The sequence below is a fragment of the Streptomyces sp. ST2-7A genome (assembly GCF_021390475.1).
Lineage (GTDB): Bacteria > Actinomycetota > Actinomycetes > Streptomycetales > Streptomycetaceae > Streptomyces.
In genome coordinates this window covers 84,051-98,671 of the sequence record NZ_JAJUWS010000010.1, presented here as the reverse complement: position 1 = coordinate 98,671, position 14,621 = coordinate 84,051, and the positions used below count along the sequence as shown (strand labels likewise).

The window sequence follows — 14,621 nt, the reverse complement described above, 5'->3', positions numbered from 1 at the left end:
CCCGACCCGATGGGCCCCGGTGCCCCGGTGCCCCGGTGGTTTCACGGCGCCGGGCTCGGGAGTGTCCGGCGGTCCGCGGGCCCCGGCCCGGTGGTTCCCGGAAGGCCGGCGGCCCGTGGACGGTCACTCCTCCCCTCGGCGGTCTCCGGGGCGCCGGCGACCGTCGGGTGGTCCTCCGCGCCCCGGCGGCGGGGACGGTTCCGCGCATCCCCGCTTCCGGGTCAGTACGGGGGGCGGACGGGGCCGTGGGTCGTGCCGCCTCCCGGGCGCGGCTCGGGGATCCGGTCCCCGCCGCCCTCGCCGAACACGTCCCGCCCCTCCTGCCAGTACGCCTCGAAGGAGTGCGACATCCCGCCGTACAACTCCTCTTCCACCGGACCCGCCCGGCGGTCGCGGACCGTGACGAAGAACCGGTCCTCGCCGTGCAGTTCCCGCACCCGCATGAGCGTGCCGTCGGAGCGGTCGGTGACGACGGTCCGTCGGGGGTGGAGATGGGCGGTCAGCGCCAGGGTGTCGTTGATCAGGTAGTGGGCCTCGGTGGGTGGGTGCGGCATGCCGCGGACCTCCACGCGCACGTCGGGGACCAGACCCTCGTCCTTCAACCGCAACAGGGTGTCCTCGATGTGGCCGGCGTAGGTGCGCAGCAGGCCCCGGTGGCGCAGGCGCGGGCGGGGGTCGCGGGGGTCCCCCACCAGGTGGGGGAGGGGGAGGTCCGCGGCGGGGTCGGGGATGAGGAGGCGCAGGCGGATCGATTCGGGGCGCGGGGCGCGCGGGCGCGCCTCCCGGTCGGTCCGGTTGGGGCCGGGCGGGCCGGGCGGGCCGGGCGCGGGTCGGGGCGCGCGGGTGATCTCGCCGGCCCGGTGCAGCAGTGCCTCGCTGAGTCGGCGGGGGAACGGTTCCCGGGCGTCCAGTACGACCCGATGGGCACGGAAGGCGCGGGCGAGGTGCTGTTCCAGTGGCTCGGCCGGGGTGGAGCCACCGGCGACCACGGCGGCCCGGCCCGGCACCCCCGGTTCCAGCAGGCCCTCCGCGCGCAGCACCTCGATGGCGCGGCGCACGGTGTCCCGGCCCACGCCGTGGGCGCGGATCATGGCCTGCTGGGCCGGGAGTCGGTCGCCGGGCCGCAGGTCCCCGGCGTGGATCCGTTCCCGGTACGTCGCGGCGATGCGTTCGTAGGCGGGTCCGCTCATGGCCGGCACGCTACAACGTCGGCGGCGCGGGGGCGGGTTGGCGTACCGGGCGCGTCCCTACTTCCGTTCGGGCGCGCCGTCGATGCGCGGGATGGTGCGGAAGGGGATGTGGGGACGGGAATCGACTGGTGACGCTCCGTGGGGGCACACCTCCGTTCCGTGACCCGGGGGGTTGAAAGGGGGGTCGGTGCCGGCCCGGGGGGCGAACAGGGGGAGAAGGGGGTGCGATGGCGGGGAGAACGACCGGATCTCATCCCCCGCTCGCCCATCGAACACCCATCCGGTGGTGCGGAATGAGTGTGATGGGTCATACAAGGTGCGGCGGTTATCAGGCTTGCTTTTCGTGCCCCCCGAGCATGTCCGGGCACGCGAAGAGAGCGGGACGAGCCGGGGTGAACGGCGGTTGGTGGGATCAACCACCGCGAATGTCGCGAATCACGGTGAAACGGCTGTGGTGGTGAGCAAGGGGATGGAAGGGCGCGGCGGGCGGAGGCCCGGCGGCTCCGCCCGCCCGGGAATCTCCGTCACCCCCGAACACCCCGATCGCACGGTGATCCGGGGAGCTCCTCCCGCCGTCGGTGGAATCGGAAGCGCGGAAGGAGGAAGGCGATCATGGTTGAGGGTCGGGTCCGGGCGTTGAGCGCACTGGTGTTCCACGTCCTGTTGCCCTTCCTGCTCCAGCTCGGCTGGCAGGTCGTGGCGGCCACGGTGCTGGTGGCCTTCGTGTTGTGGGAGTCGGGACCGGAGAGCGGTATGCGCTGGCAGTTCAGCGTGGGTCTGTTGGCGGTCGCGGCAGGGCTGCTGGCGCTCGGCTGAGGCCGGGCGTCGGCACGCCCCCGTCGCGTGCCGACGCCCCGGTGCCCCGGGCCGGCCGCCCCGGAGGGCGGAGGCCCGGAGAACGATTCCCGGAGGGCCCGGTGTCCACGTCGCCGACGGCGCGCGGTCCCGAGGAACGGAACCACGGCCCGGCCCCGGAACCCCCGGATCAGAAGACGTCCGCGCACCACGGACGGCGGCCGGTCCCCAGCAGCAGGTCGGCCCGGACCACGGCGCCCGGCGCCTCCTCGTCCAGTTCCCCGGCCGCGTGCGCGAGGGTCGCGGAGCGCTCGCCCAGCCACAGCCCCGCCAGCGTGCCGGTGTCCAGGGCCAGGTCGGCGGACCGGTCGGTGGGGGCGCACTCGGCGCCCTCCGGCGAGGCGGTCAGCAGGAAGCGTCCCCCGGACAACCCCAGCGGGTCGCGGACCTCCACCACCAGTTCACCGTCGGTGCGGTAGGACCGCGAGCGCAGCATCGCGGCGGTGTCCAGCGGACGGACCCACAGGAAGTCCCAGTGGTTCGTGATCCGGGCGGCGCGGCGGTCGGGCAGCACGGAGCGCACCGGATCGTCGGGACCCCTCTTCCCGGTGGAGACCCGACCCACCCAGTCGTTGGAGCACAGGTGGTGCCATAGAGCCCGCTCGGCCTGCGGTGAGGTGCCGATCAGGGAGCGCACGTTCAGCAGGTTGTCGGGGCGGCCGTGCGTCCAGGTCTCGTCGATCGTGTGGCTCGCCAGCCCTTGCGGCACTCCCTCGGCGTCCGTGTAGAGCAGGTGGCGCGGAGTGGGGGAGTCGTCGTCGGACCACCGCACGACGCCGGTGAACCGGTCCCACCAGAAGTCGTCCCGATCGATGGCGCCCGGGTGCAGGCGGCGGAACCGCTCGTGCAGTTCGGGCCCGATCTTCCGCACCTCCCTGGGGTCGGCGAACCGGATCGAGCCGGACAGCCCGAGATCCTCCGGCCGACCGGTGTGGCGCGGGTCGAAACCGGCCCGCGCGGTGTCGATCTCCAGCGTGGTCGCGCTCGCGGCCGGGCCGAAGCCGTAGCGGCCGTAGATGCGGTACTCGGCCGCGATCAGGGTGGCCACGGTGTCGCCGCGCTCCCGGGCCGTCCGCAGGTCCTCGGTCATCAGCCGGGTCAGCAGGCCGCGCCGGCGGTGGGTGGAGGAGACGGTCACGGCGGTGACGGCGTCGGCCCGCACCGCGTTCCCGCCGGGGGCGGTCAGCTCCTGGTCGAAGGAGCGGAAGGTGGCCACGCAGCGGCCCTCGTCGAAGACGCCCCGGGCGCGGGAGAGGTCCATCCCCGCGAGGCGGTCGGACACCTCCTTCGGGTCGCCGCCCGGTGGGGCGTTGAAGCCGGTGCGGATACCGGCGATCCAGGCGGTGAGCAGGTCGGCGTCGTCGCCGACGGCTCGGATGTCGGGGCCGGGATCGGAGCCGGGGCGCGTCGGGGCGGCGGATACGGAGGGCTGCTGTACGGGCGTGTCCGGGGGCATGGTCCGACGGTAGGACCGACGGCCGGGAGCCGCCACGCATTTTCCGCGCGCCGGCACCCGGCCCCGGACGCCCCCTCGGGACATCCCGCCGAGGGCCCGTCGGGGATCCGTCGGCCCCTCGTGGGGCCGCCCCGTCAGACGATCGCCCGTACCGAGCCCACCGGGCGTCCGCCGCCCAGCAGCGGGGCCTCGGCGATCCCCTCCAGGACCGGGTGCTCCACCCCCATGGCGGCCAGCGCGGCGGCCAGCACCGGGCCGCGCGCCCGGCCGGCCCCGTCCTCGATCTTGAACGCCAGCGCGCGCCCGTCGGCCAGTGCCACCGCCTGCACGCCCTCCGCGCCCGCCTTGGCCAGTACGCCCGGCAGCTCCCGCATCAGCCGGGTGTCCTCCCGGCGGGTGCCGCCGATGTACTCGGGGTGGGCGCGCATGGCGTCCGCCACCCGGCGCTCCGGGGTGCCGGGATCGGCCAGCACGTGGGCGCGGAAGGCGCGGGCCAGACCGGTCAGGGAGATCGCCATCAGCGGCGCCCCGCAGCCGTCGACGCCGGTGTGCGCGATCTCCTCGCCGCTCAATTCCTCCAGGGTCTCCCGGACCAGGCGCTGGAGGGGGTGGTCGGGGTCGGTGTAGTCGGCGGTGGTCCAGCCGTTCGCCGCGCAGGCGACGAGCATGGCGGCGTGCTTGCCGGAGCAGTTCATGGCGAGCCGGGTGCGTCCGCCGCCGGCGGCGAGCACCCGCTCGACCTCCTCCGGGTCGCCGGGCAGGTCCGGCGGACAGATCAGGTCGTCCTCGGCGAAGCCGTGCGCGGAGAGCACGGCGGCGGTGCGGGCCCGGTGGAACGCCTCCCCGGCGTGGCTGGCGGCGGCCATGGCCAGGTCCTCGCCGTCCAGTTCGGCGCCGGCCCGCAGGATCGCGGCCGCCTGCATCGGCTTGTTGCTGGAGCGGGGAAAGAAGGGAGAGGTCACGTCGCCCAGGGCGCGGCGGACGGTGCCGTCGGCGGCCAGTTCGACGAGCGAGCCGCGGTGCCGGCCCTCGACGAAGCCGGAGCGCACGACCTCGGCCAGTACCGGCGGGGCGGCGGGGTCGGCGGTGGGCGGTTCGGCGGCGGACTGCGGCGGGGAGGGGTGCGGGGCTGCGGACACGGCGGGTCCTCCGGGGACGGTCGACGGGTGGGCGGCGGACGGAACGGCGACCCGGGGTGTCCGGGGCACCGGTGGGGTCGGTCACCCGGGGTCCCCGGGGCCGGCCCCGTCCCCGCGTCGAATCCGGTGGCGCGTCCCGACCGACCGGCGACCGCGCCGGACACCGACCGCGCCGGACCCCCGCGCGCCGGGGCGGGCGGGGGTCCGGTGGGGCGGCCGGTGGGATGTCCGCGGGGGACACCGCGTCCGCCGTGGGGTCCGGTGTCGGGACCCGTCTCACGGCGGACGCCACGGCGCGGACGTCGCGGCGCGGGCGGGGCGACCCGCCGGTGGGCGGGGTGCTCCCGGTCCGTCGCCGGGTCCGGGGCGTCACACGGGGTCGTGCGGGGGCGGGGCGAGCAGATCGTCGATGCTCGCCTCCCCCTCACGGTACCTGCGGGCGATCTCGGCGCCGCAGCCGTCCGCCATGCGCTGGAGGGCCTGTCGTCGGTGGGAGACCCGGGCCTCGTAGCGGGCGAGCCGGCCCAGGGCGTCGCGCAGTTCGTCGTCGGTGCGCGCGCGGAGGTCGGAGAGTTCGACCTCGGCGAGGAGTCGTTCGGCGAGTTCGCGGTACTCCTCGCCGGCGGGGGTGGAGACCGCCAGGTGCCGGTGGGCGGTCCGGCGGGTGGTGGGCGGGTCGGTGAGGATCTGCGCGAGCCGGTCGAGGAGTGGCTCGTCGGGGCGGTCGCGGCGTCTGCGTTCGGCTCGCAGGATGTCGATCCGACCGTGCAGCAGCCGGCGCACGTAGCTGAGGGCGTCCTCCTCGCGGTGGGCGCGGCGGCGCAGCGTGCGCAGTTCGCCGAGGGTGAGGTCGCGCGGGTCCGGGACGACGGGCGGCCCGGGGCGCGCGGTTCCCGACCCGTGCCGGGTGGTCGCGGCGCGTTCCGCGTCCGGGGCCCGCCGTTGGGCGGGGGGACGGGGTCGGCGGCCGTCGGCGGTATGGGGTTCGCCGATGGTGGGGTCGCCGGGGAGCGTCCGGGGCGGGCGCGCTCCGGGGCGGGCGCCCCGGGGCGTCGACCGGCGGGCGGACGACCCTCCGGGACTGGGTGTGATCATCGGGTTTTCTTCCCCTCATCCCGATTTGGTGCTGTCGTGCGGTACGTGCCCCCGCGTCCCGCATCGTGTCACCGCGCGGCCCTCCCGCGCAGCCGATGGCACCCATCCGGACCCATCCGGGCGCTCTCCCGGGGGAGAAAACGCGTCCGGCATCATGGGCGACATGCGAGCAGTGGTACAGAGGGTGGACGGCGCCTCCGTGGTCGTGGACGGCGAGACGGTCGGGAAAATCACCGGCGAGGGCCTGTGCGTCCTGGTCGGGGTGACCCACGAGGACGGCCCCGAACAAGCGGCCCGCCTCGCCCGCAAACTGTGGACGCTGCGAATCCTGCGGGACGAACGCTCCTGCTCGGACACCGGCGCCCCGCTCCTGGTGATCTCCCAGTTCACCCTCTACGGCGACGCCCGCAAGGGCCGTCGCCCCACCTGGAACGCCGCCGCTCCCGGCGACGTCGCCGAACCGCTGGTCGAGGCGGTCTGCGCGGAACTGCGGACGCTGGGCGCCGAGGTCGCCACCGGTCGCTTCGGCGCCGCGATGCGGGTCGGCCTCACCAACGACGGCCCCTTCACCGTCCTCCTGGAGGTCTGAACCGGGCGGGTGCGGCCGGGGTCCCGGCCCCGGCGGGGTCATCCCTTCGGGCGAACCGGCGGAGGCGGGCATGTCCGGTGAGACCGGCCCGGGCCTCCCCCGGGTGGTCCGGACGGTGACGATCGCCGCGGACGCCCGCGAGCCCGGTGCGGTGTCGGGCGTCGCGTGCCCCCGCGAGCGTGATCCCGGGGCCGGGGCCGGGGCCGGGTGGGGCGTCGCGTACTTCCGCGGAAGGGACCCCGGGGTCGGGACCCCGGATGGCGTCGGTGGTCGCGCCTCCGCGAGCGTGATCCCGGGGCCGGGGCCGGGGCCGGGGCCGGGTGGGGCGTCGCGTACTTCCGCGGAAGGGACCCCGGGGTCGGGACCCCGGATGGCGTCGATGGTCGCGCCTCCGCGAGCGCGCGGTCCCGGTGCTCCGGTCTCCCGGGAGGTGCCGGGACCGCGGACGCCCGTGAGCCCGGTGGGCACGCCGTTCCCTCCGGTGGGCCGGTCTCCCCGTCGGCCGGAGGGGGATCGGCCCGAGCCGGGAACCCGTGGCGGTGCCGGGCTCGATGGCGCCCACCCGCCGACGGTCGGTCCCCGCGGGCCGGCCGCGACCCGCCGGGTCCCGTCAGGGTTCGACGATCGGCTCCTGGGCCGCCGGGGTGGTGCCGGCCAGCAGCGGGGCGTCCGCCGGGACGTTCCGCTTCACCAGCGCCAGCGCGATCGGCCCCAGTTCGTGGTGGCGCGCCGCCGTGGTGACGAATCCCAACTGCCGTCCCTCCGGCCCGTCGGCCGCCAGCCGTACCGGGTCGCCGTGCTCGGGGATGGTCACCTCGCTGCCGTCCAGGTGCAGGAAGACCAGCCGGCGCGGCGGCTTGCCCAGGTTGTGCACCCGGGCGACCGTCTCCTGACCCCGGTAGCAGCCCTTGTCCAGGTGGACGGCGGTCTCCAGCCAGCCCACCTCGTGCGGGATGGTGCGGTGGTCGGTCTCCCGGCCCGGCCGGGGACGGTGGTGTTCCACCCGCAACGCCTCCGCCGCCAGCACCCCGGCGGCCGGGCCGTTGGCCTCGGCGAACGTCGTCAGTTCGCCACGCGGCAGGAACAGTTCCCGGCCCTCCGCCGTCTCCCGCGCCATCGTGTCCGCGGGAGCCTTCACGATCGACCCGGCCGGGAGCAGCACCACCGCGAAGTCGGTGGTGCGGTCGGCGACCTCCACCCGGTAGAAGAACTTCATGCTCTCCAGGTACGCGAGCAGTGCCTCCACCGAGCCCGGCTCGACGTGCGCCCAGGTGGTGGAACCGTCGTCCACCAGGTACAGGGCGTGCTCGATGTGCCCCTTGGCGGAGAGGATCAACGCCTCGGTCGCGTGGCCGGGCGGCAGCTCCGACACGTGCTGGGTCAGCAGCAGGTGCAGCCACGTCAACCGGTCCTCGCCGGTGACGGTCACCACCGCGCGGTGCGAGAGGTCCACGAAGCCCTCACCCCGCGAGAGCGCGCGCTGTTCGCGGAAGAGGTCACCGTAGTGCGCGGCCACCCCGGCGTCCGGGGACTCGGCCGCGACCGCGCCGGGCAGGGAGAGCAGCGGACTGGTGTAGGGCGAGGACGACATGCGCCCAGCCTACGGCCGGCCGACCGCCGCGTCCGCCTCCGACCCGTCGGCCCCCGGCGCCCCGGTGCCCGGCACGGCCGCCTCCGGCTCGGCTGTCCCGGGGCGTCCGGCGGCTCGCGTCCCCCCGGCCGTCGATTCCGCGTCCGGCTCCGACCCGGCCGCCGGGGCCCGGGGGTCGGCGGCGCAGTTCGCGCAGTGGCCGAAGATCGCGAAGTGCCGCAGGTCGGTCTCGAACCCCAGCGTCGCGCGCAACCGCTCCGCGAAGGGCTCCGCCAGCTCCAGCGGCGCCTCCAACACCTCCTCGCACCCCCGGCACATCAGGTGCATGTGGTCGTGGTGTTCCGCCAGGTGGTAGGTCGGCGGGCCGTGCCCGATGTGGGAGTGGGAGACCAGCCCCAACTCCTCGAGCAGGTCCAGTGTGCGGTAGATGGTGGAGATGTTCACGCCGCCGGCGGTGCGCCGCACCTCGGTGAGCAACTCGTCCGGGGTCGCGTGTTCCAGCCGCTCGACGGCCTCCAGTACCAGCTGCCGCTGCGGGGTCAGCCGGTAACCGCGCTTGCGCAGGTCGCTCTGCCAGTCGGTGCTCACCACGCCGCCCAGTGTAGGCGGGCACGCCGACGGGGCGGCCCGCCCGGTCGGCACCGGCCCGGTCGCCCCGGCCCGCGGGGCGGGTGGGGCCCGACGGCGACCCGCTTCGGACGGGCCACCCCGAACGGGCCCGGGGAGCCGGCATCACGATGTCCGTGGACGACGCGGGCGGCGTCCCCACCGGGAGCAGGTGAACGACCCGCTCCCGGTGGATGGATGGTGGATGGGTGGCGCACGTGGTGCCGACGACCGGGGTGTCCCGCCGTCACGCGCCGCCTTCGTCGTCCGGTCCGGATGACAGGACCGCGTCCAGCCTGCGTCCGAGGTGCTCCCGTTCGGGTTCGGTGCCGGCCAGGTCGCACGCCTCCCGGTAGGCCGCGGCGGCCTCGGACAGCCGGCCGAGTCGGTGCAGCAGATCCGCCCGGGCGGCCGGGTAGGGGTGGTGGCGACGCAGTGACGGTTCGTCGGCCAGCTCGTCGAGCAGCACCAGGCCCGCCCGGGGGCCGTCGCGCATCGCCACCGCCACCGCGCGGTTCAGCGCGACGACCGGGGACGGGACGAGCCGCAGCAGTACGTCGTAGAGCGCCGCGATCTGCGGCCAGTCGGTGGTCGCGGGGTCGGCGGCCTCGTCATGGAGGGCGGCGATGGCGGCTTGTACCCCGTACGGGCCGGGTGGTCCGCCGGTCAACGAGGAGACCACCAGGCCGCTTCCCTCCTCGATCATCGTGTGGTCCCAGCGGGCGCGGTCCTGGTCGTCGAGCAGCACGAGCTCGCCGTTCGGACCGGTCCGGGCCTCGCGTCGCGCGTGGATCAGCAGCATGAGCCCGAGCAGGCCCGCGACCTCCCGCTCGGCGGGCATCAGCCGGCGCAGGATCCGCGCCAGCCGGATGGCCTCCCGGGCGAGGTCGAGTCGTTGCAACCGCGCGCCCGAACTCGCCGCGTACCCCTCGGTGAAGATCGAATAGATGACCTGGAGCACCCCGGGCAGGCGTTCCGGCAGTTCGTCGGTACCGGGCACGCGAAACGGGATGCGGGCTTCGCGGATCTTCCTCTTCGCCCGGGCGATCCGTTGGGCCATCGTCGTGGTGGGGACGAGAAAGGCCCGCGCCACCTCGGGCGTCGTGAGCCCGGCCAGGCAGCGCAGGGTCAGCGCCGTGCGGGCCTCGGCCGCGAGGGCGGGATGGGCGCAGGTGAAGAACATCCGCAGTCGGTCGTCGGGCAGGCCGCCGTCGCCGTCGTCGTCCGCGGGCGGGGCGGGGTCGGCCCGGTTCGCCTCCACCCGCAGGACGGCGAGGCGGGCGGCGTATGTGCGGTCCCGCCGCAAACGGTCGATGGCCTTGCGCCGGGCCGTGGTCATCAGCCAGGCTCCGGGCCTGGCCGGAACGCCCACGGCCGGCCAGTGCACCAGAGCCGCCTCCACAGCCTCCGAGGCAACCTCCTCGGCCAGGTCGAGATCGCCGAAGCGGTGGACGAGGGAGGCCAACAGCCGACCGTGCTCCTCACGGAACACCGATTCCACGGACGAGCGAACCGGCGAGGGGTGGGAAGACCCGATGGGCATGTCGGTGCCGGTGACTCCCCCGTCCTTCACCGTCAGGCCCCGAACCCGGCGATCGGACGGACGACGACCGACCCGCCGCCGCGCGCACCGGGACAGCGGGCGGCCCAGTCGAGTGCGACGTCCAGGTCCGGTACGTCGATGACGTAGAAGCCACCGAGGACCTCACGGGTCTCGGCGAACGGCCCGTCGGTGACGGATCGCCCGCCCTCCCGGTCGACCCGTACCGTGGTGGAGGTGACCAGGTCGGCCAGCGACTCCCCGGAGACCCGGATCCCCGCGTCCCCCATCTCCTTGTCGTAGGCCATCCAGTCCTCGACGTCGCAGCCGGCGGCCGCGCCCTGCTCGTCGATCGCACCGGCGTTGATCAGCAACATGTACTTCACGGTCCGACTCCTGTCGGGTTCGGTTGTCCCCTCGCACGGCGGGTCGCCGTACACCGTGACGACGAACGGGACGCGGTCGGATCGACACGTCCCCGAGGATTTTTTCGGGACGGGTCCGGTGGCCGTGCCCCTTCCCGCTTCCGGTGAGCCACGTGGCGGCGGTTTTGGGGCGCCGGTTCCCCACATCGTTCCCCTGCCGAAGCGGGAGCGGAAGACGCCGAGCGGATCCGGTCCGAGCCGATCTCCTCCCGGTGGGCGGGAGGGCCGGAATCCCCCGGTGGCGGGCATCCACCCGGCGTTCGTCGGGCACACCGGGCGCGGGGGCGCACCCCGAAGCCGTCTCGAGCGGGCACACGCCGGCTTCGCTGCCCGTCGGGCCGGTGAACCCCCGCTCCGCGCACGGCGGAGCGAACGGAGCCCGCCCGGTGACGAGGGCCCCGCCGTTCCCGGGCGCCGGGATGCACCACCGCGTCACCGCCGTCCGCCGGATCGCCCGCGGGAGAGGGCCGACGCGGCGGGCCCCGCCGAAAGAGGGTCGACCCCCGACAACTTCGGGGCTTTCCCCGATCCGCGGCCCCGGGGCGGGCTCGGTGCCTCAGCCCCGCTGGGCGACCTCCCGCAGGTACTCGCCCAGCGCGGTGACAGCCGCCGGGTTGCGCGGGCTCTCCACCAGATCCACGTAGTCCAGGACGAAGATCCGGTCCTCGACGATGGCGGAGACGCCGGCCAGCGGCGGGTGCGACTTCAGGAACGCCTCCTTCTCCTCCGCGGTGGTTCCGCCGTAGTTGTTGATCACGATGACCTCGGGGTCGCGCTCCACCACGGTCTCCCAGCCGACCGTGACCCAGGAGTCCTCCAGATCGGCCATCACGTGGTCGCCGCCGGCGCGGGTGATGATGTCGTGCGGGCCCGCGTAGGCCCCGGAGGTCAGCGGCTTGTCCCGGCCGTCGTCGTACAGGAAGACCCGGGGACGGTCCTCACCGGTCGGGGCGGCCTCCTCGGTCGCCGCGACCTCCGAGCGGAACCGCTCGATCAGCTCCTCGGCGCGCTCCTCGACGTCGAAGAGCGCGCCCAACTGCTCCAGGTCGGTGTACAGGGCCTCCAGCGGCGGCATCACGCCGCGCGCGGAGCCCTCGCCGCTGCGGCAGGACTCGGTGAGCAGGTAGGAGCCCACGCCGTGCGAGGCGAGCGTGTCGGGGGTCAGGCCGCGGTCCTCGGCGAAGCCGTAGTTCCAACCGGCGAAGACCAGGTCCGCCTCGGAGTCCAGGATCAGCTCCATGGATATCCGGTCCTCCGAGAGCCACTCGGTCCGCTCGTAACCCTCGGCCCACTCCACGTCCGTGGAGCTCGCGCGGTCGTCCGCGAACATCGCGTAGCCGACCATCCGGTCCCACAGGCCGAGGGCGAACATGATCTCGGTGATGCCGACGTCGTTGGTCAGCACCCGCTCGGGGGCGCTCTCGAAGGTCACCTCCTCGCCGCAGTTGGTGATGGTCACCGGGTAGTGGTCGGTGTCCGCCGCGTCGGTCGCGGCGGACTCCCCGGTGTTCTCGACCTCCGCGCCGCAGGCGGTCGCGCCGAGCGCCAGCACGGCGGCGGTCGCCACGGCCGACAGCCGGACGCGGGCGTTCACGGGCCGTGCGGATCCGACGGACCCTACGGGCGCGAGGGGATCGACGGGGATGGCGGGAATGACGGGGATGGTGGGCTTCATGTCGTTCACGGATTCCTGTTCTCTCCCGCGCCGGGGCGCGGGGGGTCGTGACCGTCGGCGGACGGCCGGACGGTCGGGGTTCCTTCGGGGAGGGTCGGGATCGGGGGCGGGGCTCAGCCCGTCCCCGCCGGGCCCCGGGGCCCCGGCGGCCCCGCCGGCAGCCGGTCGAAGAGCAGTTGCACGGCGCCCGTCACCGGATGGCGCACCGGGTGCGCCGCCACCCCGAACACCTCCGCCAACAGCTCGGCGGTCAGCACCCGCTCCGGGGGTCCGGAGGCGACGATCGCGCCGCCCGCGATCACGTACAGCTCGTCACAGTGGCAGGCCGCCAGGTTCAGGTCGTGCAGCGCGGCCAGTACCGTCAGCCCGCTGTCGCGGACCAGCGCCAACACCTCCAACTGCTGCGCGATGTCCAGGTGGTTGGTCGGCTCGTCGAGTACCAGTACGCGTGGCTGCTGGGCGAGCGCCCGGGCGATCAGCACCCGCTGCTTCTCCCCGCCCGACAACCCGCCGAAGGAACGCTCCGCCAGGTGCGAGGCGTGCACGCGTTCCAGGGCCGCCGCGCAGATCCCCTCGTCGTCGGCGGTCGTCCGACCGCCGGTGCCCCGGTGCGGGATGCGTCCCATCGCCACCAGTTCGGCCACCGTGAAGTCGAACTCCCCACTCGTCTCCTGCGGCAGCGCCGCCACCCGCCGCGCCCCCTCCCGGGGCGTGAGGCCGGACAGTTCCTCGTCATCGAGCAGGATCGTGCCCGAGGCCGGGCGCAGCGCCCGGTACAGGCAGCGCAGTACGGTGGATTTCCCGCTGCCGTTCGGGCCGACCAGGCCCACCACCCGACCGCTGCCGGCCGTCAGCGAGACCTCCCGCACCAGCCGCGCCCCGGCCACCTCCACGGTCAGCGCGTCGATCGTCACCCTCATCGCGCGCCTCCGAACGCCGGACCGCCCCGCCGCCGCATCAGCAGCAGGAAGCACGGCACACCGAGGACCGCCGTCAGCGCGCCGATCGGCAGTTCCGCCGGCGCCATCACCAGCCGCGAACCGACGTCCACCCACACCAGCAGCACCGCTCCGGCGAGCGGCGCCACCGCCAGCACCCGCAGGTGGTCCGCGCCCACCACCATCCGCACCGCGTGCGGCACCATCAGTCCGACGAAGCCGATCGCCCCGCTGACCGCCACCACGCACCCGGTCATCGCCGCCGTCACCACGAACAGTTCCCGGCGCATCCGGTGCGGGTCCACGCCCAGCGCAGAGGCCGTCTCGTCGCCCATCGCCAGCGCGTTCAGCCGGCGGGAGGCGAACAGCAGCCACACCAACCCGCCGAGCACGGCGGTCGCCGCGATCGGCACCGACGCCCAGGTCGCCCCGCCCAGGCTGCCGAGCAGCCACATCATCGCCGAACGGGCCGCCTCGCCGCGTTCGGCGCGGAACACCATCAGGGTGGTGATCGCCGAGAAGCCGTAGGCCATGGCGGTGCCGGTGAGCACCAGTCGCAGCGGTACCAGTCCCTGCGGGGAGCGGGCCGCGGAGTAGACCAGGATCATCGCCAGCAACGCGGAGGCGAACGCCGCGCCCGACAGCGCCCACACCCCCAGCGCGGTGAACGCCCCGAACAACAGCACCGCGTTGGCGCCCACCGCCGCGCCGGAGGAGATGCCCAGCACGAACGGATCGGCCAGGGCGTTGCGGACCATCGCCTGCACGGCCGCCCCCACCGCCGCCAGGCCGGCCCCCACGACCACGGCCAGCACCGCCCGCGGGAAACGGATCTCCCACACGATCGTGTAGGAGGAGACCTCGTCGGGGGCGATGGTGCCGCCGGTCAGCCCCGCCCACAGCAGGCGCAGCGCGTCACCGGTGGCCAGCGAGGAGGGGCCCAGGGTGACGGCGGCCACCACGGAGCAGGTCAACGCCGCCGTCAGGCCGAGGAGCAGGGGCGGCAGCGGAACCCGGCGCGGGGTGCCGGGGGCGTGCGCGGCGGGCCGCCGACGGAGGCGCGCGAGGCGGCCGTTCGCACGGGCGGCGGCTTCGGTGGCGGGCCCACCGTCGGGTTCGGCGCGGCCGTCGGCGAGTGGGTCGTCGGCGGGACGAAAGGGGCGCGGGAAACGCGAAAGGCGCGGAGGACTCTGCGGAGGGGTCACCCGGGCACCGTCCCTCGGTTCGGGCCGGGACACACGGGGGCGGCAGCCCGCGCCGGGGTCACCCGGCGCGGTCTCCCTCTCGCAGTCCACGACGAGTCGGCAGGAGCGTCGGCCGCACCGGGTGATCGGGCTCGCGGAACACGGGGTTCCGCCCACCGTTGCGGGACAGCGCCGGATTTCGACCGGACTTCCCCCGGGGAGGCTCGCCGGGCAGCGTATCCCGCCGGGCCGGGAGGCGTTGCGGCCGGGGCCGGTGGGCGGCATGCTCGGGGGCAGCCGCCGGACGGTTCCGCGATCGGCCTCCCGACGGGATGGGC

General features: G+C 75.0%; 13 protein-coding genes and 1 riboswitch. Of the genes, 2 read left to right on the top strand and 11 right to left on the bottom strand.

Translation table 11 applies throughout. The features are described 5' to 3' along the window. Nucleotides 1–221: 221 nt before the first annotated feature. Nucleotides 222–1,190, bottom strand: coding sequence for a winged helix-turn-helix domain-containing protein (locus tag LZF96_RS08785; RefSeq protein ID WP_233868228.1), 969 nt, complete (start codon nt 1,188–1,190; stop codon nt 222–224). 612 nt (nt 1,191–1,802) lie between these two features. On the opposite strand from LZF96_RS08785, the gene LZF96_RS08780 reads away from it, so the two are divergent. Continuing rightward, nucleotides 1,803–2,006, top strand: a complete 204-nt coding sequence (locus LZF96_RS08780; RefSeq protein WP_143624218.1) for a hypothetical protein — start codon at nt 1,803–1,805, stop codon at nt 2,004–2,006. A 169-nt stretch (nt 2,007–2,175) separates the two neighbouring features. Here LZF96_RS08780 and LZF96_RS08775 read toward each other — a convergent pair whose 3' ends face one another. The 3 genes from LZF96_RS08775 to LZF96_RS08765 all read right to left on the bottom strand — a co-directional run bounded on the left by LZF96_RS08775 (nt 2,176) and on the right by LZF96_RS08765 (nt 5,735). Then, the gene (locus LZF96_RS08775) at nt 2,176–3,501 is read right to left on the bottom strand and encodes a GNAT family N-acetyltransferase (protein WP_233868225.1); all 1,326 of its coding nucleotides are present in this window, start codon (nt 3,499–3,501) and stop codon (nt 2,176–2,178) included. A 134-nt stretch (nt 3,502–3,635) separates the two neighbouring features. Beyond that, nucleotides 3,636–4,640 carry an asparaginase gene (locus tag LZF96_RS08770; RefSeq protein ID WP_374203177.1) on the bottom strand — a complete coding sequence of 335 codons (1,005 nt, stop codon included), beginning with the start codon at nt 4,638–4,640 and terminating at the stop codon, nt 3,636–3,638. A 369-nt stretch (nt 4,641–5,009) separates the two neighbouring features. Further along, nucleotides 5,010–5,735, bottom strand: a complete 726-nt coding sequence (locus tag LZF96_RS08765) for an ABC transporter substrate-binding protein (protein WP_233868222.1) — start codon at nt 5,733–5,735, stop codon at nt 5,010–5,012. Between the two features lie 163 nt (nt 5,736–5,898). Here LZF96_RS08765 and dtd point away from each other — a divergent pair, with 163 nt between their 5' ends. After that, a complete protein-coding gene (gene dtd, locus LZF96_RS08760) occupies nt 5,899–6,324 on the top strand; it encodes a D-aminoacyl-tRNA deacylase (RefSeq protein WP_233868219.1) in 426 nt (141 codons plus the stop codon). 610 nt (nt 6,325–6,934) lie between these two features. Here the strand turns inward: dtd and LZF96_RS08755 are convergent. From LZF96_RS08755 to LZF96_RS08725, 7 genes are all read right to left on the bottom strand, one after another. Next, on the bottom strand, nt 6,935–7,915 hold the full coding sequence (locus LZF96_RS08755) for a folate-binding protein YgfZ (RefSeq protein WP_233868216.1): 981 nt from the start codon (nt 7,913–7,915) through the stop codon (nt 6,935–6,937). 9 nt (nt 7,916–7,924) lie between these two features. After that, nucleotides 7,925–8,506, bottom strand: a complete 582-nt coding sequence (locus tag LZF96_RS08750; RefSeq protein WP_233868213.1) for a Fur family transcriptional regulator — start codon at nt 8,504–8,506, stop codon at nt 7,925–7,927. Nucleotides 8,507–8,768: 262 nt separating this feature from the next. Then, complete coding sequence (locus LZF96_RS08745; protein WP_233868210.1) at nt 8,769–10,064, bottom strand: RNA polymerase sigma factor; 1,296 nt, start codon at nt 10,062–10,064, stop codon at nt 8,769–8,771. A 32-nt stretch (nt 10,065–10,096) separates the two neighbouring features. Beyond that, nucleotides 10,097–10,447 (bottom strand): YciI family protein, encoded by a 351-nt coding sequence (locus LZF96_RS08740; RefSeq protein WP_233868207.1) that lies wholly within the window; start codon nt 10,445–10,447, stop codon nt 10,097–10,099. 595 nt (nt 10,448–11,042) lie between these two features. Next, nucleotides 11,043–12,080, bottom strand: a complete 1,038-nt coding sequence (locus LZF96_RS08735; protein ID WP_233868204.1) for an ABC transporter substrate-binding protein — start codon at nt 12,078–12,080, stop codon at nt 11,043–11,045. A gap of 194 nt (nt 12,081–12,274) precedes the next feature. Then, entirely contained in the window at nt 12,275–13,081 is an 807-nt protein-coding gene (locus tag LZF96_RS08730; protein WP_233868201.1) for an ABC transporter ATP-binding protein, read from the bottom strand. Further along, nucleotides 13,078–14,106 (bottom strand): iron ABC transporter permease, encoded by a 1,029-nt coding sequence (locus LZF96_RS08725; protein ID WP_233868365.1) that lies wholly within the window; start codon nt 14,104–14,106, stop codon nt 13,078–13,080. Before LZF96_RS08725 ends, LZF96_RS08730 begins: the two co-directional genes overlap by 4 nt. 317 nt (nt 14,107–14,423) lie before the next feature. Further along, a riboswitch (cobalamin riboswitch) is annotated at nt 14,424–14,498 on the bottom strand. Nucleotides 14,499–14,621 lie beyond the last annotated feature (123 nt).

Coding starts and splice junctions, on each gene's coding strand:
- LZF96_RS08785 (WP_233868228.1), bottom strand. CDS start 1,190: ATGAGCGGACCCGCCTACGAACGCATCGCCGCGACGTACCGGGAACGG.
- LZF96_RS08780 (WP_143624218.1), top strand. CDS start 1,803: ATGGTTGAGGGTCGGGTCCGGGCGTTGAGCGCACTGGTGTTCCACGTC.
- LZF96_RS08775 (WP_233868225.1), bottom strand. CDS start 3,501: ATGCCCCCGGACACGCCCGTACAGCAGCCCTCCGTATCCGCCGCCCCG.
- LZF96_RS08765 (WP_233868222.1), bottom strand. CDS start 5,735: ATGATCACACCCAGTCCCGGAGGGTCGTCCGCCCGCCGGTCGACGCCC.
- dtd (WP_233868219.1), top strand. CDS start 5,899: ATGCGAGCAGTGGTACAGAGGGTGGACGGCGCCTCCGTGGTCGTGGAC.
- LZF96_RS08755 (WP_233868216.1), bottom strand. CDS start 7,915: ATGTCGTCCTCGCCCTACACCAGTCCGCTGCTCTCCCTGCCCGGCGCG.
- LZF96_RS08745 (WP_233868210.1), bottom strand. CDS start 10,064: ATGCCCATCGGGTCTTCCCACCCCTCGCCGGTTCGCTCGTCCGTGGAA.
- LZF96_RS08730 (WP_233868201.1), bottom strand. CDS start 13,081: ATGAGGGTGACGATCGACGCGCTGACCGTGGAGGTGGCCGGGGCGCGG.